Source organism: Staphylococcus sp. FSL W8-0271 (assembly GCF_038006605.1).
GTDB classification, from domain to species: Bacteria; Bacillota; Bacilli; order Staphylococcales; family Staphylococcaceae; genus Staphylococcus; species Staphylococcus cohnii.
The window spans coordinates 51,743-76,566 of record NZ_JBBOVM010000001.1 but is presented as its reverse complement, the minus strand read 5'-3'; the positions used below and the strand labels follow the sequence as shown (position 1 = coordinate 76,566).

Here is a 24,824-nt window from a genome sequence, read left to right as displayed (position 1 = left end):
CACATGGATAATATATATTTATAACTTCGTTTCATTTTTATCACTTTTGCCACTTAATAATATGAGTACTACAGGCATTAGCCTGTAGTACATAATTAGCTTACTTACTTTTATTCATACGCTCTTCTATAAGAGGTACAAGCACTTCTACAAATGCTTCAATTTGTTCATTATTCATCGTCAAAGTCCTCCCAACCTATGTCCAAATCATCTTCGTATAAGAATTCATCGTTTGTTACATTTTCGCTCTTATCGAATGAAATGATATTATTTTTGCCTGAATTATTATGAAGATTCTTTTTTTCGGTTTCTTTCCATCCTAAATCGACCCAATATTTATAGCCATTATTTAGTCTACTTTGTACATTAAAGTTAGCTTGAACCAAATCCTTAATAACTTGAGAGCTTATATTAAGTTCTCGTTTAACAGCATTATTGAGTTCAGGTAAATAAACACGAGACCCTGATTCATTTTTTATTAATTTTTTTAGTAACTTAATACAGTCTTTTTGACTTGCAATACTTGCGGACCTGCTAGAAACAAATTCATATCCAAAATTTAACCAATCGTGAGTAATTTCAGTGACACGATTATTTTCAAGATATTCGATATCTGCTTTTACAATCTGTTGATACACATGCATCAAATAAAGAAAAATTTCTTTCTTCTCACTCTCGAGTTTATCAATTAATGAAGTATCCGCTTTTTCAACATAATACTCACATGGAATAACATTAATTCGACGCTCTAAATCTTTCGCATGTTCAGGAGGAAAATTAAGTACTGCATTTGTACCAAAAACAAGTTTCAAATCCAATGTGACTTCCACTTGAGTTTTCCCTTTACGATCAACATGCATTGATTCTACAGATAATAACTTTTTGAAATCATTTACAATCTGTTCTTGAACCCTAGATTTCCCAATTTCATGACTTGCCATCAGGCTTTTGTCAATTAAACTTTCTTTGTCAAAACGACCTTCAAGCTCATTAAGTGGCTTAGACACAATATCTTTGCTATAGAAAAATGATTTAACTAGTTCAATATATACAGATTTTCCATTCTTAGCTCCACCATATAATATGAGACCTCGACGGTATTTAGTATCAGCCGTCAATAACACTGCTGTATGTTGAAAAAGAAAGTATTGTAAGTCATTGTCATAATTAGCAAGTTCTAACATATATTGATTGAAATGTTTGGGTATCTGGTCAGCGATCTCATCATTTTTATCTAACGCTAATTTTAAGCGTGTTTTCGGGAAAATATCGATTGAATTTTTAACGACTTTGAATGTATTAAGATCGAACATGTTTTCACCACAACCAATATAGTGCTCGTTCTCGACAAGTTCTTCTACATCTGTTGATTTTTGTAGACCTTCAGCCACATTATTCAGTACACTTTGCGTAGGCGTATAACCGATTAACAGTACTTGTATCATTTTTGATACAAATCCTTTTAACTCGTCTTCACTTAGCTTTTGCCAACCGTTAATTTTGAATATATACAGTTCCGAATTGAAGCGTTTGATATGAAAAACTTTTATCATCATGTCTATTAATATTGTGTCACTTGGTTTCTTCTTAATACCAAAATAGCTATAGATGTTAGGTCGATAATCTGTATCTTTAGGAATATTAAGTTGTAATTGATTGATAAGTTCGTTATACACTGTTTCACCTTGTACCGTTTCTTCTATTTCATCATCATTGCCAATACTCATGGTTAGGATAGCAATCAAACCTTGACGGTCGATTGCCTCCTTAGCCATACTTATTATTTTAGTTAACATTTCGAATATATGTTTCATTATAATATGCCTCCAGTTTCATTTAATGGTGCTACATCGTGTACATAATAATTACCATTATATTGACCCATAAAGATTAAATGCTTTCGGTCAATGTAAGGTTCATACGTTTCGTGACCCACGCTATAGTTGCTATGACACTTTAGCCAATCATGAATCGACAATTGATTAGCATTCGGTTTTGTTGAAATATTACGATTCGTATATACAATCTGATTGTTCACTTCGATTTCATACTTGAATTGGTGTTTTACTTCACCTGAGAAATCCTTTTCACTCACAGAATGTAACGTAGCTACATATATATTATTTTCTTTAAGTGGAGTACTACTTGGGATGTTTAGGCTTTGGCCTCTATCATTATTCATCATGGTCTTCACCTCCCAGTTCTTCCACTGTCACATGCGCAAATTCATCATTGAACAATTGGTTAGCCGTACGTTTCATTAGCTGAGCAACGTCCTGTGCAGTCTCTTTATCATCACATTCAATCATAATCGCGTCGTGTATGGGCACGATAATTTTGAACGTTCTTTGTTCGCACTGTGCTTTGTACACTTCCAACAGAATGTGCTTAAAAATATAACTCGCTACAGTTTGTACATAGATTGCCATGATACTGCTACCTTGAAATGCACTCATATCATGTTCAATGCCGTAAGGCATAGGCATGGCTTTATGCTCTTCGACTTGTTTCTTAAGTTCAATGACTTTTGTAAATTGGTTGACCGCATCCAACCATTGCACTTCACTTACATATTGTTTCAGCTTGAATTTAGGGCTATCGAAGTTGCCGCCAAATAGAAACGCACCAATAAATGCTCGTTTAACGAACTTTTTCTCCTTTTTGGACAGTGATAAATCTTCTAGTAATGCGTCATATAAACCTTCTTCATGATTCAAATAGTCAATCAGTTTAGAATCTTTCGTCATGTATCCAACAACCGAAGGGTCAAATGAGTTGAAATCGATTATATACACCTTCTTATATTTTGAAGGTAAAATCGTATGTTGAACTGCTTTAGGTAAGCCTTGAAGATTAAAATTTTTAGTTGTAATTCGATGTGTTCGTGTACCAATCAACGATAATTGCGTATATAATCGATTCGTACCATTTAATGCCTGTTCTAACCTATCAAATAGGTTTTCGATCTTATCAGAATGTTCATCATTCTTGGCTCTTTCAAGCATTGTTGCTTTGATACCCGGTAATTTATCGATATTAAGTTTAATAGGTTCCGATTCAATCTCTTTCATTAATGCTTCCAATCCTTGGTGTACTTCCACGTATTGGTCCAATTTAGCTTGCTCATCAGCTAAAAGTTCATTATATTGTTGGTCTAGTTGCTGGCTGAATTGTTGTTGTAATTGTTGAACGTCATCTTGGTTAGATGATTTGTCCATTAACCATTGTTGTGCTTTATTGCCTCGAACCTGCGACATTATTTTATGTCTTGTCTCCATTTGAATCTACTCCTTTATGGTTGAAAGTGGCGCGCTCACATCAACTGAAATTTTTATTTGTCTTGGCCTCGACAATGTTTAATTTAGCAAATCTAGTTAAAAAAATATCTGAGTATCTGAAAAAAAAGCAAAAATAAAAAACCCAACAACCACTGTTATAACAACGGTTGTTGGGTTGGAAAAATAATTTTACTGCTTCCATTTCTCTTAATTCACATATAAATGAATCTATTTTGTTTTCGATAAAAATTTGGGTTGTCTAATCGCCCTTCTAAAATTTTCCACTAGAGGGTCTACTATAAAATTGCCAAAGTGAAAATCAGATCCTTCTACCTTTGACAATGCATTCAATATTTGTGTTACGAAATAACTACCTTGCTCCATTATTTCATTTCTTACGACCATTTGCGCATTTGAATAATTTAATTGCACTGCATCAGTGCTTATATATCTGTCAATTTTAATAATTGCATTATGTACATCTTCGATAGCATACCTTATAAAATCATCATTAATCTTATCTATATATGTTGGGTTCATGCTGTATTTCATCAATTCACTTTCTAGTCTCTCTAAATCAAATTTGGCTTGTAAAAAGTAGTTTAAATAGTTCGGTTGTTTATTAGCATCTTCTAAATTCACCTCGATCGTTTTGATTTTCTTAATAATGTTGCTTTGATTTTCAATATTTAAAGTATCATTTTTGTAATATAAAACATTGTATTTTGGGATATCTCGATTCAGTTTGACATTACTCCAAAACTGATACTTTTTATAAAAAGATAATATATCCCATTTACGGTTGGTTTTTATCAATTCATGATCAATAAGCTTGGATATATTCTTAATGGATTCTTTATGGATATTTTTTCTGAATTTACTTTTCTTATCTAGACTTTCTTTAAATTTACCATCAGCTCTTTGTGAACGTTTCAACATATCTGCAATCAACCAATCAAGTTTAATATGTTCTGTTTCATCATAGTCCCATTCATCTTTAATTAGGCTAGCAACAGGCAATTGACTCTCCTCGTATAAAAGATGATTCAATTCATAATCATTTTTTGGATTCCTATCTTCTCTTATCGCTTTTATATACGTTTCCAATTCATTTTTTTCCTCAATTTGGTTCATTCTTTGTTCTTTTGCCATAAATTGAAAAATCGTTTCATCTATAGATTTTAATACCTCATTTTGTAGTTCAATTCTTTTATGTAATGATAATGTTGACATATATTGGTATAGCTCTTGTTCTTTTTTATTAATGGATTCACCTACACTTAGCCATACTTTAGTATTTTGATACACATCTTTCATATGTATATGTGAAACTAATCTCTTGTATTGAATTTCATTAATTGATTTCATTAATTGATGAATATACTTCATGTAACTAGAAGTATCAATATTATCAATCATTTCTTTTTTAATTTTTCCATTTTGTTTAAACCCTTTGGATGTGATATCTACTGGGTAATAATCAACACTTTTTAATAGTACTTTTATTAACTCTTTTGCGACACCATTAAATGTATATTGATTGTTCCTATCTTGACCTTTATAGTCATGAAATTTTTTCATATCAATTTTAAATAATTTTATAATCATATTCATATTTTTATTAAATTTATATGAAGTGAATCCTAATTCTGTACGTATATCTTCTTTTGAGTATAGTGTTTTTACAATATCATCTGATGACATAAATATTGGCTCCTTTTTTAAATTTAATAAATTATAGGTGTACGGCATTAGTTTTTCATTCTTCAAATCATTTGCAAACCTTTAACTTTTGGTTGTAGCTCCCTATAGTTATTATTTAAACCAATAATCCAAAATTCAACTACATTTGTCCTTTTAAAACCATACTTTGATTATAGCATCATGAATTATATATTTCTTTTCATTTGTAGGTTCCTAGGTGTGAAACTTATTTTTAGGAAAAGCATTTTCTATAGTTTTTATTTCCAACTCATACCATAAGATACTTGGTTAATATTCAAACATATTTCACTATTTCCGTTATCAATTCTATCAAAATAATATTTCCCGTTAACCCTAACCAAATACGTAACTCACAACTAATTATTAATTTTTATTTTGTTGAATTGAAAATAAATATGATGCTCCGCAATTTTTTATGTATAATAATTAATAGAATTTATTATTTCCAAAGGAGGATTTTTGTGAAATTAAAATATATGGTTGGTAGTGCACTCTTAGCAACAATGTTTTTATCAGCATGTGATATTAATATTAATACTGGATCAAACGATGGTTCCAAAGAATCAAAAGAAAGTGCTCAATCTAACGATAATAAGAAAAAGAATGACAACCAGACGTCAAATAATGACTCATCTTCTTCATCCAATAATGATAATAATAATAATGAAAGTACGAGTTCGAATGCACATTATGCTAAAGTTTGGGTTTCAGTCATAGAAGACAACGGAGGCTCTGTAGACCCTTCAAATACCGAAATCAATCACGAAGATGTTTCTGGTAAGGCTCTAAATCCATATAATAAAAGTGCTTCAGCCAAATTTCCAAACGGTACTCAAAGATTATCAGCCACACCAACAGCGGCTGGACAAGTAGTGTATCAAGATAATAACGATGGTACAGTAACTGTTTACGATGTTCCAAGTCATTTTCAAGATAAAGGTTGGATTGAAGATGAATATACGGAACGTGAATCTAATCGTATTCTCACTCATCCTAAAACAGTTAAACTTCAAGACCTTTCACAAAGCCAAATAAGTGATTGGGAAAATGTTATTTCAGAAACAAGTGGGTATGGAGAGATGGGGACGAACGATAGTGACAGTGATGATAACACCGATGATAATGATAGTGACGATAGCAGTGAGGAAGTTACAAGAGATAATGTTATAGATAAAGTGGAAGACTATGAAGGGCATACTTTAGATACTTCAAAATATAGTTATAAAGAACCTGAACAAAGTGATAACGGAGAATGGGGATTCTCTTTCACTGATAAAAATGGAGATCTTGCAGGATCCTATATTATAGACGAAGACGGTAATGTAACAAAATATGATGAAAATGGTGATCCTGAATAAAATATTAAACACCAATAAGTAAGGCATATAATTTTTAAATTTCAACATGTAAAGGGGTATTTATTTGAATAATATAATTAAAGGTATTATTTGTTTTATTACAGTTATTGTCTTAAGTGTAGTAGTTAGCGGTGAATCACATGCGGTTGGAAATTATTATTATAATGGTTTGCAGTCGCCAAATGATAGTAATGCTTTAAAAAAAGCAAAGCAAATTAATAATAAAGACGTTACTATTCAAAGATATAATTATGCAAATAAAACAAAGTATAAAGCGGTCGGCCGTATTCGAAATAATGATGGATGGAAAGGCTACGGTAAAGACAGTATGGGGACCGGATTTGTGATTGATGACTATACTGTATTGACAAATGCTCATGTAATTGATCGAAGTAATGGACATAGTGCTTCACCAAAAGATATCGTTTTTCATATGAATCGTGATGGTAGAAAAATCCCTTACACTTTCCATGCATCAAAAATAATAAAAGTCCCTTCTTCAGATATTGCCATTATACACACGAAAGAAAAAATGTCTAAATATACGCAACCATTAAACTTGGCCTCAGAGTCACAAATTAAAAATTTGAAGTTTAAAGACAATTTATACTCTTTAGGTTATCCATGGCAATTCAATGGCACACGTGATGATAATACATTAGCTTATAGAAATAAATTGAAATTTTTACAATTTTCTTCCAATAAAACTGAAATTCAAACAAAAGATAAATTCCGTTCAGGTGCCTCTGGTTCACCAATGGTAAATGGAAATTATCAAGTATATGGATTAAGAACCTATGGTTACAATCTTAGAGGTGGTTCAACAGATTCATATGCGAAACAAGAAGTCGCAGGAGGAGAAGCATTAGTGGGTTACGCTAGAAATTATGTATTATCTCACTCAAAATAACTAAATCATTATATCTAGCATGTAACAAAACCAGATGAAATCTCAATAGAAGATTTCATCTGGTTTTCCTTATATATAAGACATTGGTTAATCTTCGTAATAAATAATTTTGCATAAAAAATATTATTTTCGTTTAAGAAATTAATGTACATTGTTCGCAACTTATTTTTTTAGTTTGAATTTTTCTACGGTTTCTGTAATTTGAATATTACATCATTCTTCTTAGGATAAGTTTGACTTAATTTCTGGAATAAATTTTCTTTCAATCTGTTTATCTTTTGTCACAGATGCGATTATCTTTTATTTACTTTCATATGTAAATTACAATTAAGTTTTATAATTTATAGGAAATTTACAAGCGGCACATAACTACTTTGTGCATAAATCAAACTTTTTCAGTTATTACTATCCCAGTATGTGTCGTTTCAATTTTCGATGATTTAGGTATTTGTGTCATTTTAACTACCCAGTAAAAATCTCCAACACAAGACATTCCATGCATCGTAGCCATTGTTACAAAAAATACTTTTGGTAAAATCCCTGTGTAAAGAGTGATAATAAATATTGTAGTAATAATCATAAATGGCGCTATTGCACTTATAGCAAAAGTTAATGGCGTAAAGGTGCCGCCTGGTATTGCACAATATATCATTCCTTCAGCAACTCCAAAATGCACCTTGTTTTCTGGAGAAAATAATTTGAAAAATAAACCGTGAATCAATTCATGCAAAATAAACATCCCTATTAGTACACCCACACCAACAATTATATTTTTTAACGTAGAATCAAAAACATCAATTGTGTTACTCATCTTTACCATAATGAAAAACAAGCTACCAAATATTATAAATAAAGCGATTTGATATTTAGATAATGATTTCATTAAGTCATCATTTCCGATTATATCAATTTTTTTCATAATAATTCCTCCCTATTTACATAAAAGATTACCTTTAACATATTATATATTTGTCAAAATAGCTATAATCAAATATATTTTTCCAAAAGTGTAGGTATCTCAAGAAAACTGTTTACTTAATAGAGCGAAATGATTTTACTCCTTCCATCCTTACAACTACAAAAATTGCTCGCATATTTAATGAACCTGTATAAATATATTTGTATTTGAAGAAAGCACCTCAAAAAACAAACAAACATCATCTTTTATACATATTAAGACAAGCCAGTGTATCAAACTATAGGAGATATTAAACAATTTGAAGTACATTAAAAGCATATAATTTCCTAATACCTATGACTTATATTTCGATGTATAACCCCAAATTTTTCACTACTTTCCTAGTGATTTGATTAATTTTTTCATCAATATTTTCTTTTTTATTTTTGCTCCGATTTAAATTATCAAGGTGGTATGTTGTAATTTTATATATTCCCGCAAGGTTTAATGGATATTTAAGTACATGGTATCCCATTCTCTTTTTTAATTTATGAAAAATTTCTGGGCCTCCCTGCGTGTACAAAATGATTGCTTTTTTATCTTTCCATAAACCCTTTTTAAAATATTGCTTTCTTTTAAAACTAAATGCATTTTCTGGCCAAAATGCTTGATCAATAAAACTTTTCATTATTGGTGGAACATTGAACCAATATAGTGGATAAATAAAAATTAATGTCTCTGATTCATTTAAAGTATTGATTATATACGTTTGCTGTTTTGTTGGTTCTGAATAGTAACCATTCTCCAATATTAATGAAAGATCCATTTGTTGCAAATTAAATATATGTAAATCATTTTTATCTAACTTCTTTAAAATTGTCTTATATAACTCAAAGCATACTCCTGACTGGTTACCTCCGTATATAATACTAATCATTATGTTCTCTCCTTTGATTGAGTTCTTTTAGAATTGTTTCTTTATTTAGTTCATATTGGTTATCTTTAGATAATTCATGAATTTTTTTAAGCTTATTCAGTATCAATATTTGATTATTCAACTCATCTTCTTTTTCTTGTATCACTTTATTTATATACTCCACAGAATTAATATTACAAGTCTGCGTTGTCGGCTTATGAAATAATTCAATGATGTACTTCATATCTTCTAACCCTATATCTAACGCTTTTAAGTCCATAATCATTTTCAAATCTATCATAGCCGTGTCATCGAAATACCTATATTGGTTCGTGTCTCTCGGTATTCTGAGTAAGCCAATTTTTTCATAATATCTGATTTTCGATTTAGCGATATTTAGTTTTTTGGAAACTTCATCAATTCTCATGTAACACAACCTCCTTATTTTCAAATCTACCATTAAACATTACTTTAAGGTCAATTGTTCTTTACTATCATCTATGTATTATTGGTCATTTATTATTGTAAAATAGTTTTAAAGATATAAAAAATGAAGGACACATCTACACGATATTGTGTCCTTCACTTAATTACATTAACTTATCGAATCCATTAGTTTATAAAAATATTTTGCTTTATGTGACTTATTCAACTCATACCATGCTTCCAATGTATCTGGTTCAAATACGTCTATCTTTTTCAATACTTCCATAGCAAATTCTAGCGGCGCAATACCTGACGCAGTAATTAAATTTTCATCAGACACAGCCGACTTCATTTCAAAATATTTTTCTCCTCTATAATTTGGACACGTCATTTTAGTATATTCTAAGTTATTACTCGTGTGTTTCCTAGTATCTATGTACCCACTATTAGCTAAAGCATCCACTGCACCACAAATTGCAGCAATAATTGTTCCTTCATCTAATGCAGTACCAACTCTTTCTAATATCGGTTTATGTACTTGGTCATTCCAATTCATTCCTCCAGGTAAAATTAGAAGATCATTGTGTTCTACCTTACATTTACCGAAAGTCATATCTGGCGCTATATGTAATCCACCCATTGTTTTTACTGATTCCTTAGTAGCACCTACAGTTATTACGTTTAATGGTTCTAACCCATTTTTAAAATATCTTCCTGAGTTCAATTCAGCAATTAAATAACCGTACTCCCAATCTGACATTGTATTAAATACATAAAGATATACTTTTGATATTTTCATAAAATCATTCTCCATTCACTATTCATATAACAAAATGTAACATAGCTTCCCTGACAACTAACGTCAAGGAAGCTATTATTTTTGATAGAATTCAATTAAATCGGACAAGTTCTTAATCATTTCTTCTTTTAAACTCAAAGGCTCTACAACTCGAACCCCTTTACCATATGACAACAATAATTGCGGTACGTATTTATTCATAATTGTTTCTTCAAGCTGAAAAACTGCTTGATTGAATGTTCTTTCTTTTAAGTAATGTCCTAGAAACCAATGGTGACAAATTTCATCTAATGTACTTACATCTCCATTAATTACTAAAGTTGTTGTTGCATCTTCATTTTCCTTAATTGGCAACAAATTCCCCATAAAAAAGTTTTCTGCTGAAAAGTCTTCGGGCTGTTCAAACGTTTCATCAGTTAATATGAGACTTTCTATTCTATCCACTCTAAATGTTCGAACATCATCTCTAAGATGGCAATATGCGACTAAATACCATTTGTTTTTCCAGTAAATAATTCTGTACGGATCCACCTGCCTGTCATTTGATGTGTCATCGCTTCTTTTCCAATATGAAATAATGACAGAATTTCTATTAACTACGCAATTTTCTAATGCTTCTAAATGGCTATATGAAGGATATATGTTATTTTGCTTAATTACTTCAAGACTAGACATATGTTTCTCTATTTCACTTTCTTGATCCAATTTCGAATGGTTTCTTAACTTTCTAATAGCACTATTTAACGAATTTCCACCATAATAACCCGCTTCTTCTGCAAAATTTGCAGCATGACAAATTGCTGTTTGTTCCTCAGAATTAAAAAAAAGTGGCGCTTCAATAAAATCATTTAACAATGTATATCCACCATTATGTCCAGTATCTGAAATGATGGGCACGCCACTTTTTGAAAGTGTATCCATATAGCGATACACAGTTCTTATATTCATTTCTAGCTTGTCTGAAATTTGCTTGGCAGTAACTTTCTTATCTGAACTAAGCATCCATAGAATCGCAAGTATATTGTCTAATTTAGCCATAATGTTAACCTCTTTCATGTGGGTCTTATATCACTTTTCTCTCAACTTTACTTCTTCATTTGTATTTACTTTACTAAATTATCACTTTATTCCAATACTTCTTTATAGACACTCATTTTATGTTTAAATGAGTCAATTCCACCCTCTAAATGATTTACGATAGCTTTTTTAATTTTCTTTTCACTTGGATATCCTTGTTGTTCAATCCAAGCTCTTTCCCCATCACTTTTCATAACACAAACTAATTCTGCCATTGCATTAGTGACTATAGTTGCATTATGCGTTGCAATAATAATTTGCCTTTGGTTTTTTGTTTCAATTAACTTGTTCACTAAATTATGATAAATATATTGACTATCTAAATTATCCTCTGGTTGATCAATTATCAATGGGCGATAATCGTTAGCATATTCACTATACGCTAAGATAAAATTAAACATAACGACAACTTTTTGACCTAAGCTCAAATTTTTTACATTTTTAAACTGTAATTTATTATTATTAGCTACAGTGTTGGCGTTGACATTAAATTCTAAGTTGAATTTTTCATAACTAATTAGATAATTATTAAAGTAGTTCTTCATTTTATCTATATCTATATCTTTAAATAACATAATTAATTTCTTATTGAACTCACTTATGTTTGTTTCATCTATTTCGCATAATTCTAAATTTTCGTTGTTGACTTGACTATTTTGCGACATAGATTGAACTAATCGAACTTCTAAATTAATCTTCTCATCAATACACATTTTTATAAAAGAATTAATACCTACATTATCTATGATTTCATTTAACAAATCTACAACCTCTATTTTTGTAATTTTAAAATCATAAAATGAACGTTTTAGATTTCCTTCAGCAAAAACCAATCTTTTAAAGGAAGACTTTTTAACTCAGACTGAACATACTCAATTTTTAAGTTCTTTAAATTTTTGTCGTTAAATTCTTTTAAAATTTCATTAACTTTGTTTTTTCGGTTAATTTTGTACTTTTCTATTTTACTCAAAAATTCTTCTAGTTTAGCAGGACTATCTATAACATCTATTAAGCTTTTCTTGTTATAATCACGTCGTATTTTTTTATTTTTACTTATAAATTCCAAAATAAAATCATTTATTCTGTCCGTACTAGCTATATTAACTAAGTCGTTCATGGAATATGATCTATCAAACATTTCTTCTAAGATTTTCGACTTATTTTTTGTCTTACTAATTTCACCCTTACTTGAAACTTCATATACCATCAAATCTTCTTTACTTATATATTCTTGTAATGCCTTTTCATTAAATTCATACCTATAATTGTACTTATTCTCATAATTTTGACCATAGTAATAAAGTATATTCTCTGCTTCTTCTCGGTTAAAAATGGGTAATCTTAATTGAATAATATATTCTTTATTATTTAATTCATATAAAACATACACGTTTGAATTCCGACTTAAAAACTCCAACTTGTCTACACTGTCACACCTCTGGCTCATCACTAAATTCAATAGATCTAATAATGTACTTTTACCAGTTCCTCTCCCTCCTACAAAACAATTTAGAGAAGGTGAAAAATTAACTTGAAAGTTATTTCTTTCACCTTTATCTATAAGGAAGTTCTTTTTATTCACATCATTATTTGAAATTATACACATAGAACGTATGTATTTTTTCCCTTCATTTATAGGCTTGTCTAATGAAACTGATAGCTTATAATCTTTGATAGAATCAATTATTATGTTCGTTGTCCTTTTACTAGCTTTTATCCATATATATTTAAACTTTAAATCTTCAATACAATGAGCGTCATTATCTAACAAAAAATACTTCTTTTCTTTACTATAATTACTTAAAAATGAAGAAATCTTGTCTATTTTATCTTTATTTGATACCCCTATATATTTTAAACTTTCACTACTCAATAGTTTACTTTTATAACCTCCAGACAAAAATTTAGATTCAGTGTATATGTTAGAACTATTTATATGAGCAATATAGTTAAATATTCCTATTTTATTCAATTCATTAATTAAATCTAATGATGTCTTATAAGTACCTTCTTTTTCACTTAATAAAGATCCACTCAATTTTTCATGGAAATATTCATTTAGTTCATCAATACTTGCTATAGCCACTAAATGTATTTTATCTGCACAGGATATCTCAATTCCAGGAATTACTTCAGGATAAATTGCATTAGGAAATTTACTACTCATTTTATTAATTGCTTTTTCTACTTTTTCGATACCAGAAATAGTATTGTGGTCTGTTACAACAACAATTGATACATGATTAATATAGATATAATAAGCTAAAATATAATACGAAAGCATTTCTTTAATGTTTTTATATCCATCTGAAGTACACAAATCCCTCAGAACATCTATTGATGAATAATCACCGTATAAAACACCTTTCTCATGAGCAATTTTTATCATCTTATCTTCACTAAGATTTTTGAAATATTCATTACCCCATTCTTCAAATAATTTATAATCATATGAAGCGGGAGTATGTATATGTAATAGTGTCTTATGGTATTCACCAAAATTTACTTTGTCACGTTCTTTCATCATACTATAGGCTTTTTCTACTTCTATGTCCCTCATTCAATACCCTCCAAATATATATTATTTACAACCTATTTTTTAGTTTTATTTGTGATACGCTTCTGCTTATCGATTTATGATGCGGTTTTTGGTTAATAAATAGCCGGTTTCAATATGAAACCAGCTAAACAAATTTTATGATTTTTATATATTGGGATAGTAACTACAATAATCTTTTAGCAATATGAACAGTAATTTTAGTATGAATGAATTAACTGATAGCAATCTACATGTATAATACAAATATGTAGAGGTTGGTTTCTTATAATAAATGACTCAATGTTCTTACTAATATGATTACGATTAATAAACGTTAAATTTTCATTTTTCAAATATCTAAGTTACATCGGATACTTTAATTTAGTGAAATTAACTTACTCTAGTAGTACTTTTTTAAAAATGTCTTTTCAAAATTCATGAGCTGATACATAAATTTTTCAAAATCTTCTCTAACAAAACAACTTAACAAAAGTAACTTTATTTCTTTTGTTAAGTTTATTTTCATTTCTTTTAATAAGCGTTCTCCATTATGCGTCAAACTCACTAATTTAGTACGTTTATCATTCGAATAAACTCGTTGCACATAACCTTTGCTTTCTAACTTCTTAACACGTTTTGATGCAGCTGTCTTATAAGTACGTTGCTTATTTGCTAAGTCGTTAATCGATACTTTTTCATTATGCTGAATAAAATACATTGTTTCTATTTGTTCATAAGATAAGTAACGACCTGGTTCCAATTCTTTAACCATGTTAGTAATTGCTTTATTAATATTCGCTGTAGCATCATAGAATTGGTTAATTAATATTTCTAAGTTTCCCTCTTTATCCTCCATATTAACCTTCCTTACTAAACTATCATTTTTCAACCATCATTTATTTTTTAAAAATTAAATATTACTTATTATAAGCATAATAACTTTATTCCATTACATCACTTTCTTCAGCTTTTTCAGTTGCTTTTCTCATCAGTGGATCAGTAATTGGTTTAAAGATAACACCAATTAATAAAAATCCTATACCAAATAATGAAAGTACCACTAATTTTTTAGTTAAAATTTCAGGTACAGGTCCTCCAACTGCTTCTCTTAAAGCATCTATTGAATAGGAGAAAGGTAAATAAGGGTGAATGACTTGGAAGAACTCTGGTGTAACTTGGATTGGGAAGGTTCCACCACCACCTGCTATTTGTAGTACAAGGAAGATGATTGCAATTGCTTTCCCTGGATTTCCTAACAATGACACTAAAGTATATACAATTGAAATAAATACAAGTGATGAGAATACTGATATAGCAATAAACCATACAACAGATTCAACTTGCGCTTTCAGTATCACTATATCTCCAATTGATACGATGAGTGCTTGGATAATACCCAACATGTAAAACAACCCACTCTTTCCTAGATAAATTTCTCTTGTCGTTAGATGTGGCTCTAATGATTTATGTTTATTATCTGTCGTTAATAAACTTACTAGTAATAAAGCTCCTACCCATATTGCTAATGCTGTGTAAAATGGTGTGCTTGCTGAACCGTAGTCTTTCACAGGAAATATATCTTTTTGATCTATATTAATTGGATTTGCGATTACATTAGCTTGTTTTTTCAAATCATTTTTCAATAGGTCTACCATTTTATCCACTGCATCGTCGTCTTCAATCTCATCAAATAGTTTGTTCGCTTTAGCCAGATCTTTTTCAACATCTGGTAATTGATTACGTGCAAAATCTGCCAAATTGTGCAAGCTTTCTTTTGCACGTGGTTGATTTGTATCTAAAATATCTACCAAATTATCATAGCGATTAAACAGTGTAGGTATTGTATTGTTCACAGTTGCTGTTGTATCAGATAACTGTTGTTCTAAACCTGGCAAGTCATTTTCAATAAATGATGCTGCGTTAGAAACACTTTGTTTAAATTGTGGATAATAATTTTGAGCAATAGACATTGCATCCATATATCTTTGCTCAATGACTGGTAGTGCACTTTGAATCGTCTCAACTCTATCCTTACCAGTAGTTAAAATACTTTCTCCTGAATTTATAACTTGATCAATTGTGTTTAATTTCGATTGAACAGTTGATAGTTTTATATCGCCGTCATCTAATAATGACATCACATCATTAGATACATCTAATAATTTTTGGTTTAGTTCTAACTTAATATAGTTTCTTAAATCATCTAAGCTACTATTCACGCGTGGAATTTCTTTAAGTAATTCTACTGCTTCTTCTTTACCAGAACTTCCATTCGAAAGTGCTTCACTAAGTTGATTTTGTGTCTTAATTAAATTATTAATTCTATTATTTGCTGACTCTAATTCCTTAATCTCATCAGAAAGATCTACCTTTTCTCTATCTTCAAGCTCTGATAATATATCTATAAACTTTTGATTGGACTTACTTGTTACTTCAAGCCTAGATTTAATATTATCTAAAGTTTCTTTGAAATCTTTTGGCTTATCTGTAGATATAATACCGTAAGTGACATTTTTTAGCGCATTAATATCTTCTTGACTACTTTCCGCTTGTTTGTCGGTATAATTGGATAAAGATAATAATGATTTTGATAGTGAAGATTCCATTGCGCTTACATCTTCACTACTTATTGCTGTTCCATTTTGATTATTTCCAGCATTGTCGCTATTACTATTACTTATTTGCGAAGTTTTAATATTTGAATAACTATCTGACCCTTTAGAACTTTGCTGCTCAGTTTCAACATTTTCTTGTAATCGATTATTAGCATTTTGATTTGCTTCTTGTGCATTATCAACGACTTCTTGATAGCCTTCGACACGCTGTTGCACTGCAGGTAAATATCCTTGCGCTTCATTCAGGCCTTGTAACCCTGCGTCAACCCCTGCGCTTGCAAGGTCTACACCACGGTTAATTTTTGGAAAAGCTTCTGGTACATCATTAGATGCAACATTCAAGGCATTTTCAATATTTGGCATGTAGTCATTTAATGCCAATATCAATTTAGCTCGCTCATTTAATGTCGGAATAGCCGCATTAACTTGGTTTAATTTATCTGCAGCATCTATAACTTCACCTTTATGATTTCCTAACGCTCTAAATTCATCAGCATAATTGTCAATCTCATCCTGATTTTCATCTAAATATATTATTTTATCAGCAAAATCATTAATTTTGGGTATAGAATCATTAGCTTTAGATACTGCATCTTCAATTTTATTTATGGTTGGAATTTCTTCCTCAAGTTTCACGCCAAGTCGATTTGCTTCATCTAATAATGCTTTTGTTACTGTCTCATTAAATTGTTCATTTGCTTTTTGAACAATGGCACTCGTCCCTGCATTTGTCATTTTAGGCGCAATCGCATTAAGTTTTTGATTCACTTTGTATTCTACGTCTGCTTGCTGTGGGTTTTTTCGAAGTGTGCCGGTAATTTGGTGTGTAAACTTCTCTGGTATGTAAATGGCCGCGTAATAATCGCCCATCTTCAAATCATGATCGGCTTTTTTTCGACTTACAAATTGCCAATCAAAGTTATCATCTTTCTTTAGTTTATTGGTGATTTTATTGCCCACGTTCACATTTTTATCTTTAACTGTATCTCCCTTATCCTCATTTACAACAGCCACTTTAATATTTTTAGTATTACCGTATGGATCCCATGTCGCTTCTAAGTTAAACCAAGCATAAAAAGAAGGAAGAAGTGCTAAACCTCCTAAAATCACTAAAACAGCAGGCGTCTTAGCAATCTTTTTCAAATCCATTATAAATAATTTTATTGCGTTCTTCATTTATACACCTCTAAAACTGTATCTATTGATTTTTCTTACATAAATTTAAAATTACTATTTGTTAATTTCATATAAGTTGATATAATGAATGCATTAACGAATTTTCCCATTTTTTAGTTGATACACATCAACTATATCTAAGTCTGTTTACAGTGTACCAAGACAAACCATAGTTTGTACATAGTAAAGTAATATATTTTAGAAAAGAGGTATTTTCATGAAGCAACAAAAATTATTAGTCTGTTTGCTTTCAACTTCTTTACTTATTCCATCATTTTCTATCAACGATGTTAGTGCCGAATCTTTAGAAAAAAGTGCCACAACTTCTGAATCAAATGACGTGTATAAGGAAAAAGATGAGGAGCAAGCTAAGCAATCGCATTTATCAAAAAATGGAAATGATGAAAAGAATAAGTCTAGTGATGAAAAGGAAAATAGTACAAAAGATGAAAGGACTACAGAAGATATTAATAATAAAAGACATAAAACTTCTGATAATGAATCATCCAACGAAAAAATACCGAGTTCATTTGAAAATTCATTTAATGATTCATCGTCTTATGATAGTTTGAATGTTTTCAAGCCAGAACCTTTTAAGAGTGACAATGATGGGCTATCTGAATTATTAAATCAACTGTTCTCTAATAATAAAATGAAACAAACTTCTACTATAGAGAATAACAATGTACAAAACGAGAAGAATGAGAGTAAAAATGATGATACATCTATAGATCAAATAAATCCAAATACGACAAATTCGGATGATAGTGACGAATCAAATACTAACAATTTAGAAAAAAATAGTGATAAGGGTTCACTACAAGGTGACATTGATGATGTACAGTCATCTGAGAAGTCAAAGAATGATGATATAGATAATAAGTCTGAATCAAACAAACTTCCAATTGATAAAAATCAAAAAAAAGATGATGGTGAGTCAAAACGATCTTCCCAACAAGATCGATCTTATGAAGAAGCAAATAATGATGCTGATGATCTAGACAACAAAGATAATGACACACCTGCTACTGAAAACGATAATGCCAACAGTGATAACGAAAATGCTGATAAATCAGATACAAAATCTGACGATAAAGTATTAGATGCAATTTTAGACGAGTATAGTGAAAATGCTAAAAATAATAAAAAACAATATGATGCTAAAAAAGATGATTTATCAAATGGAAATAGTAAAAGTAAGGAAAATAATTCTGAGAAACAGGCATCTAATACAAATGCTAACCCTCAATTACCTTCTGAATCACAATTAGCTAAAAAAGAAAAGCCAGCTCAATCATTTGAAAACGACATAAACCAATCAAACATCAGATCTACTGCAATTTTCCAACAATTGCCAAATTTATCGGATGATAGTAAAAATTCTAACGATATAACAATTACTGAAAATAAAAACACACGAGGTTTTATTAAATCAATTGCACAAGACGCTCACGACATAGGTCAAGATGAAGATATTTATGCATCTGTTATGATTGCACAAGCCATATTAGAATCTGACTCAGGAACTAGCAATCTTGCTAGTTCACCACATTTCAATTTATTTGGAATAAAAGGAGCTTATGAAGGTCAGTCGGCTACATTTAATACACTTGAAGATAATGGCAGCCATACGTTTCAAATTTCAGCAAACTTCCGTAGCTATCCAAGCAAAAAAGAATCATTGGAAGATTATGCCAATTTAATCAAACACGGCATCGATGGTAATCAGGACATTTATAAACCAACATGGAAAAGTGAAGCTTATAGTTACCGTTCAGCAACAATGCATTTGGCTACCACATACGCGACTGATTCACAATACGCGGACAAATTAAATAGTATTATCAACCACTATGACTTAACACAATTTGATAATAAAAATATGCCTGATTTAGATAAATACAAAGCGAACAACGATGATTATGATTCAGCTTTCAAACCATTTTCAGAAACAACAAATGACTCTCCTTATCCTCATGGGCAATGTACATGGTATGTTTATAATCGCATGGCACAGTTCGAGAAATATGTGAGTGGTGATTTAGGCGACGCACGAAACTGGAATAATCGAGCAGAAAGAAAAGATTATGCTGTTTCTTCAACACCAAAAGCACACACTGCCGTTGTATTTGAGGCAGGTCAACAAGGAGCAGACCAGATCTACGGTCATGTAGCTTTTGTAGAAAAAGTTAACGATGATGGTTCTATCGTTATATCAGAATCAAACATTAAAGGACTTGGTATCGTCTCTTATAGAACAATTGATGCAGATGCTGCAACTGAATTGAGTTACATTACAGGTAATAACTAGTATGTTTAAATATTCCCTTTATTTTATTTATTAAAGTGTTTAATTTAGCTTTTATTCATTCAAAATACAAATGCTCCATTCAAAGTCCCACTTACTAGTGTTCACTTTGAATGGAGCATTTTAAATATACTATATGAATTAACTCATACTAAAATACAGTATGAGTTAATATTTACAATTTTTCTATTTATTTCGTTTGGTGAACCATATTAATCCACCACCTATAATGAAAAGTAGAATCCCTAATGGAATTGTTGATTTTTTTACTACTGTTCCTGTATCAGGTAAAGAAAAATCACCATTATTGTCAAATAAACCACTTAAAAAGCTACCCGAGGAATCACCTAGAGATAAAGCACGACCAGGCGAAGGATTAGATATATCCTTAATTCCATCTAATATACTGTTTCTATTGAATAAATCGTCAAATAGACTTGGTGTACCAAGTAATTTTGAATTTCCACTTAATTTTCGCATCTGTTCAGCTCTGTCTAACAAACTCCCATCAAATTTATTAGATAAACTTGGCGTATATTTTAATGGTTCAAACAAACCATGCATATCATCTTTAAATTTACTTATGTCTTTATCAGCCTTTAATAGATCATTCAACTCATTATTAATTCCCGATTTCATTAGATTTAATAAGTTATGCTTAGAATCTTCTTTTTTGGCAATAACGTCAGCAAGCGCTTTAGCTTTAGCATCATTTAATTTCGTAGCTAGCATTGTTTCTAAAGCTTTACGTTTATCATGAGATTGGTCCAATATATTTTCTAAAATATCATCACTTGTAACATTGTCCCCAAAATGATGTTTGATTAAAGCTACAATTTGTTCGTTACTAGGATTTTTATGCATTATTTCATCAACGATTTTTGATGTATCTATATGATCAAATTTAGTTAATAGAATTGTTTTAATAAGTTCTTGCTTATCAGTTGTTTTATCAAACATAGATTTTAAAATATCATCACTCGTAGTAGTAGATAAGTTATCTAACTCACTAACAACTTGACTCGCGATTTGTTGATCTGTTTTACCTTTTGTATCTATACGTTCTAAAATAGATTGTGCACTCTTTTCATCAAAAGTACCACTAACAATATCTTTTACAGCTTGTTCTTTATTATTTACAGATTGTAAATGATTTAATACAACGTCATTTTGTTTTTTTAGACTTTGTTGCGTTTTTTCTATTTCCTTTTTCAATTTTTCTTTGTTTTCAGCAGATATTGAGTCTCGTTCAGAAAGCTTTGAATCCAATATCTTTAAATTATTTTCTTTATTTTCGACATAATAATCTAAATTATCTTTTACTTTTGAATGGTTTGTCGTAACTTTATCGATGTCTTTTTTAATTTCGTCTGATTGTTGCATTTGATTACTCTTAGTATTAGATGTATCTTTAAATGCTAAACCGTCTTGGTTGTTTTCTTTAACAGCGCCTTCGTCTTTTTCTGAAGCCGTATTTTTATTATCTTCACTATCATTCATATCTGCTATATCTTTACTTTCTTCATTTAGTTTACCCATATCAACTAAATTGGAAAAATTAACACTATCATCAAACAAATGAGCTGTATCTTGCTTTGTATCTCTTTGATTTAAATTAGCATCAAACGTATTATCTTGCAGACCTTCTTGATCGAACAATTCATTACTATCTTGTTCTTCAATATGGTTAGACTTTTCTTTGACAGAAGAGGCTATATTTTTTTGACCATCTAACTCACTTTTTACACTTTCCTTATCTTCAGATACTTCCTTTTTGTCATTTTCAATTAAATGACTCTGCACTTTATTCTGTTCAATGATTTTATTATCAACCTTTTTTGCTTTCTTCAATATTGCTTCAACTTCTTCTGTACTTTTAGCTTTTATAATTTCATTAATAGAAGCATCTTTCTGACTATCTTTAATGTTTTTTAGTTTATCAATTTTCTCTTTACCTTCTTGAATGCGTTTTTCTAGCGTATTTTCACTATTCGAATGTGTCTCAATATTTAAATCAGCCTTATCTTTTGCTTCTACTGATGGTGTTGAAGTCACACTATATCCCATTAAAGAAGTGCTAATAATGAGGGCCACACTAGAAAATTTAAATTGATGATTTAATCTAGTTTTATTATTTAAATTATTATACCTTAACTTTTTCATTAAATTCACCTTTCTTCTAATTATTCATCTTCATTATATAGGTTATATAAATTTATTCAAATAGCAATATTGAAATACTATCTCATTTAAAGTAATAAATATTGTACAACTCAACTTTTAGCTTTATTTATTATAGGGCTCTGCTTATCAGATAATGATGCGGTTTTTCGTATAGCTAGATAAAACGATATATTACTACTATAAATACTTTACGTCTAATATCAACTAGTATCATAAAAGCTTATAATATATACAAAAAGCTCTATCAAGTTGTGGAGCTTGATAGAGTTTATTATTTGTTGCTTTTGTAATTTCAATCACTACTCCATTCCATAAGATACTCATATTCTTGAGTATCTTCTTCAAACTCCTTAGATCTTATTTCAAAATGGTGTTTGGTATAAAAACGGATAGCTCCTTCATTTTTCTCATATACATGTAAATTAAGTACACTATAATCGGTTTTTAATCTTTCTAGTATTAACCTTCCTATTCCTTTATTACGATAATTATCTGTAATAAAAATACCTGCTATATATTGCTCATATAAGCCAGCAAATCCAACGATTTGATTATCAGCATAATACACGTAAATTGTTGAATCTGGTAGCATTTTTTTCACTTTACCTAGGTTGTCAATCCAATAATCATGTTTTATAAAGTCATGCGCATCTAAATTAGAATTAAGCCATATATTTGATATCTTTTCTATTGACTCAGAATCTATATTATCTAATTTTTTTATCATTAAATTACTCCTTTATATTACTATTTTCAAATATAATTAAATTTAATCTACCCACTACATGAACAGAAGGACATATAATACTTTTTAAATCCCATGTAATCATCAAATCCTTATTTTCATTGAGTGAGATGCCTTTGATAAAATAAAAATTAAACGCTCGTGATGAAAAATAATCCATATAGTAGGAAAGAACACAGTATTGAATAAATTCTAAACTACCCTTCTTATTACTTATAATTATTGCACTAATAAGGTAATTTGCTCATATTGACCGAAGTTTTTGTAAACCCTTTCCTAATAAGCATGGATTTTACTTCTTTTATATTTTTATCACTGTTGGGATTAATAATTATTTCCTTTAGTATTTCATAAGTGAATTTACAAGTTGTGAATGGTTTACTATTCATATACAATTCAGGTTTTAATAAATTATCCTCATTGATATTAAAAATAATATATCTAATTTCTTCTTCTTGTCTTAAATGAGGATTTTTAAAAAATAATGAAAAGAAATGAAGCGCTTGTACTATACTCTTTATTATTTCATCCATATCATAAGGATCTTTTTCAAAATTATCATGTGCAACATACCAAGCATGAGCTAATGTAGTAATATATTTAGACTGTACTTCATAATCATATTCCACTTTTAAGGGAAATACATACGCATTACCAACTGTATACTCATCGAGTGTTTTTTTACCTTTTGAGTAATAGCTTGCAAGATGCTCCATTATTTCCTGACTATCAAAACCTAACGCTACATCACCATAATTTGATAATGCTTGCGAATAATCATTTTCACTAAAGGACCATACGTATACATCATCTGGCAAAATAGTATTTAATTTTTCTAATTTGAGGATTATATCATTAGGTGCCCCAAGTAATTTTAATTCTTTTTTCATTAACTCATATACATATTTAATTTCTTTATTATCGTTCATATAATGTATTGATCCGATTAAAAAAGTAGATGATGACAGAATTTTTTCAAATGCTTCATAGGTAGTGTAATGATATAATTTTTTTAATTTATTTGGGTCTGCATAGAATTCATTTGCAATGAGCTCCGGTTTAGCTCGTTGATAAAAATTAGATTTTTCATCATAGTAATCATTTAATAATTGCAAACCATCCTTATTCATTGATTGCACTATTCTCTTTACATCTTCTGACACCTTTGGATCTTTAAGTATTTTTTCTAATTCTTTCATATTATTCTCCCCCATTCCATTTATTCATTAATCGAATTTAACTCATTTGTTATATTATTTAATCCATATGGTTGTGCTTCCATAATCCAATTCACATGGCTTGCTAATCCATCTAAATCAGGAAATAACGATAATTCATTTATTCCATAATATGATAATTCTTCTCTTAATCTTGTTTTATACCGCTTATCAATTATAATTTTAGTTAATTCTTCTTTTTTCCATAAGTTATCTTCAATAGAAGCAGTTGGTTGTTCATGAATTGTGAAAATACCACTTTGTCTTACTACTCTTGTTGCTAACCCATTTGGTTTCACTTTCTTTATTCCCTCTCTCAAACGGATGTACTTCCTTTACATTAATATCTGATTTTTTTAAATAAGCATAAATAACAGCATCACAATCCTCAAAGTCTTTCACAGCAAAATATGCTGCTACTAAAGGGTTGAAACTCCAATCTAACAATCTTGTAGCTAAACCATGATGCTGAGCAATAGTTAACATATCCCAATCGTTATAAGACTCCTTAAGAAATATCATAGCTTGACGTTTCCATGCATAAAAAGTTTCCTCATCATTGTATTTGTCATATGGTGAACGCCCTGCTTTTGGCACCAAATCTCATTTTTCGCTACTATGACCTCTAAATAACCATAAACTATTACCTCTGT

The 24,824-nt window shown here is 30.0% G+C and carries 19 protein-coding genes and 2 pseudogenes; 4 read left to right on the top strand and 17 right to left on the bottom strand.

Going from position 1 to position 24,824, the window contains the following annotated elements; genetic code table 11:
• Positions 1-170: 170 nt before the first annotated feature.
• The 4 genes from NST87_RS00310 to NST87_RS00295 all read right to left on the bottom strand — a co-directional run bounded on the left by NST87_RS00310 (position 171) and on the right by NST87_RS00295 (position 4,982).
• The gene (locus NST87_RS00310; protein WP_340721146.1) at positions 171-1,814 is read right to left on the bottom strand and encodes a DUF5906 domain-containing protein; all 1,644 of its coding nucleotides are present in this window, start codon (positions 1,812-1,814) and stop codon (positions 171-173) included.
• Positions 1,814-2,182 carry a hypothetical protein gene (locus tag NST87_RS00305; protein WP_040030493.1) on the bottom strand — a complete coding sequence of 123 codons (369 nt, stop codon included), beginning with the start codon at positions 2,180-2,182 and terminating at the stop codon, positions 1,814-1,816. Before NST87_RS00305 ends, NST87_RS00310 begins: the two co-directional genes overlap by 1 nt.
• Positions 2,175-3,278, bottom strand: a complete 1,104-nt coding sequence (locus NST87_RS00300) for a hypothetical protein (protein ID WP_340721144.1) — start codon at positions 3,276-3,278, stop codon at positions 2,175-2,177. The genes NST87_RS00305 and NST87_RS00300 overlap by 8 nt, the downstream gene beginning before the upstream one ends.
• A gap of 228 nt (positions 3,279-3,506) precedes the next feature.
• Positions 3,507-4,982, bottom strand: a complete 1,476-nt coding sequence (locus NST87_RS00295) for a DUF6038 family protein (RefSeq protein ID WP_040030480.1) — start codon at positions 4,980-4,982, stop codon at positions 3,507-3,509.
• A 482-nt stretch (positions 4,983-5,464) separates the two neighbouring features.
• On the opposite strand from NST87_RS00295, the gene NST87_RS00290 reads away from it, so the two are divergent.
• Together NST87_RS00290 and NST87_RS00285 are read left to right on the top strand one after the other, a co-directional pair.
• A complete protein-coding gene (locus NST87_RS00290) occupies positions 5,465-6,361 on the top strand; it encodes a hypothetical protein (RefSeq protein WP_230620721.1) in 897 nt (298 codons plus the stop codon).
• Positions 6,362-6,434: 73 nt separating this feature from the next.
• The gene (locus NST87_RS00285) at positions 6,435-7,271 is read left to right on the top strand and encodes a trypsin-like serine peptidase (RefSeq protein ID WP_391538250.1); all 837 of its coding nucleotides are present in this window, start codon (positions 6,435-6,437) and stop codon (positions 7,269-7,271) included.
• Between the two features lie 385 nt (positions 7,272-7,656).
• Here the strand turns inward: NST87_RS00285 and NST87_RS00280 are convergent, their stop codons facing one another.
• A complete protein-coding gene (locus tag NST87_RS00280; RefSeq protein ID WP_040030479.1) occupies positions 7,657-8,190 on the bottom strand; it encodes a DUF3267 domain-containing protein in 534 nt (177 codons plus the stop codon).
• A 39-nt stretch (positions 8,191-8,229) separates the two neighbouring features.
• Between NST87_RS00280 and NST87_RS00275 the strand changes: the two are divergent.
• Positions 8,230-8,413, top strand: a pseudogene (locus NST87_RS00275) (helix-turn-helix transcriptional regulator); the annotation flags it as partial.
• Between the two features lie 117 nt (positions 8,414-8,530).
• Here NST87_RS00275 and NST87_RS00270 read toward each other — a convergent pair.
• The 7 genes and pseudogenes from NST87_RS00270 to NST87_RS00240 form a co-directional block, all read right to left on the bottom strand.
• The gene (locus NST87_RS00270) at positions 8,531-9,106 is read right to left on the bottom strand and encodes an NAD(P)H-dependent oxidoreductase (RefSeq protein WP_210125681.1); all 576 of its coding nucleotides are present in this window, start codon (positions 9,104-9,106) and stop codon (positions 8,531-8,533) included.
• The gene (locus NST87_RS00265; protein ID WP_040030477.1) at positions 9,099-9,512 is read right to left on the bottom strand and encodes a MerR family transcriptional regulator; all 414 of its coding nucleotides are present in this window, start codon (positions 9,510-9,512) and stop codon (positions 9,099-9,101) included. Before NST87_RS00265 ends, NST87_RS00270 begins: the two co-directional genes overlap by 8 nt.
• Before the next feature lie 168 nt (positions 9,513-9,680).
• Complete coding sequence (locus NST87_RS00260) at positions 9,681-10,310, bottom strand: type 1 glutamine amidotransferase family protein (RefSeq protein ID WP_040030476.1); 630 nt, start codon at positions 10,308-10,310, stop codon at positions 9,681-9,683.
• 75 nt (positions 10,311-10,385) lie between these two features.
• On the bottom strand, positions 10,386-11,348 hold the full coding sequence (locus tag NST87_RS00255) for a helix-turn-helix transcriptional regulator (protein ID WP_340721142.1): 963 nt from the start codon (positions 11,346-11,348) through the stop codon (positions 10,386-10,388).
• Between the two features lie 86 nt (positions 11,349-11,434).
• Positions 11,435-13,947: pseudogene (locus tag NST87_RS00250) on the bottom strand (Spaf_1101 family AAA-like ATPase).
• A gap of 379 nt (positions 13,948-14,326) precedes the next feature.
• Entirely contained in the window at positions 14,327-14,782 is a 456-nt protein-coding gene (locus NST87_RS00245; protein ID WP_340721141.1) for a MarR family winged helix-turn-helix transcriptional regulator, read from the bottom strand.
• Positions 14,783-14,867: 85 nt separating this feature from the next.
• Positions 14,868-17,717 (bottom strand): YhgE/Pip domain-containing protein, encoded by a 2,850-nt coding sequence (locus tag NST87_RS00240; RefSeq protein ID WP_340721140.1) that lies wholly within the window; start codon positions 17,715-17,717, stop codon positions 14,868-14,870.
• Between the two features lie 217 nt (positions 17,718-17,934).
• Here NST87_RS00240 and NST87_RS00235 point away from each other — a divergent pair, with 217 nt between their 5' ends.
• On the top strand, positions 17,935-20,028 hold the full coding sequence (locus NST87_RS00235) for an amidase domain-containing protein (RefSeq protein WP_119537747.1): 2,094 nt from the start codon (positions 17,935-17,937) through the stop codon (positions 20,026-20,028).
• Between the two features lie 183 nt (positions 20,029-20,211).
• Here NST87_RS00235 and NST87_RS00230 read toward each other — a convergent pair whose 3' ends face one another.
• From NST87_RS00230 to NST87_RS00210, 5 genes are all read right to left on the bottom strand, one after another.
• Positions 20,212-22,188: a GA module-containing protein gene (locus tag NST87_RS00230; RefSeq protein WP_145379972.1), complete on the bottom strand. Its 1,977-nt coding sequence runs from the start codon at positions 22,186-22,188 to the stop codon at positions 20,212-20,214.
• A 313-nt stretch (positions 22,189-22,501) separates the two neighbouring features.
• Positions 22,502-22,936 (bottom strand): GNAT family N-acetyltransferase, encoded by a 435-nt coding sequence (locus NST87_RS00225; RefSeq protein WP_119521840.1) that lies wholly within the window; start codon positions 22,934-22,936, stop codon positions 22,502-22,504.
• Between the two features lie 245 nt (positions 22,937-23,181).
• Positions 23,182-24,153, bottom strand: coding sequence for a hypothetical protein (locus NST87_RS00220; protein WP_340721137.1), 972 nt, complete (start codon positions 24,151-24,153; stop codon positions 23,182-23,184).
• A gap of 20 nt (positions 24,154-24,173) precedes the next feature.
• Complete coding sequence (locus NST87_RS00215) at positions 24,174-24,491, bottom strand: hypothetical protein (RefSeq protein ID WP_340721782.1); 318 nt, start codon at positions 24,489-24,491, stop codon at positions 24,174-24,176.
• Positions 24,409-24,768, bottom strand: coding sequence for an FRG domain-containing protein (locus NST87_RS00210; protein WP_227967760.1), 360 nt, complete (start codon positions 24,766-24,768; stop codon positions 24,409-24,411). The genes NST87_RS00215 and NST87_RS00210 overlap by 83 nt, the downstream gene beginning before the upstream one ends.
• Positions 24,769-24,824: the final 56 nt, after the last annotated feature.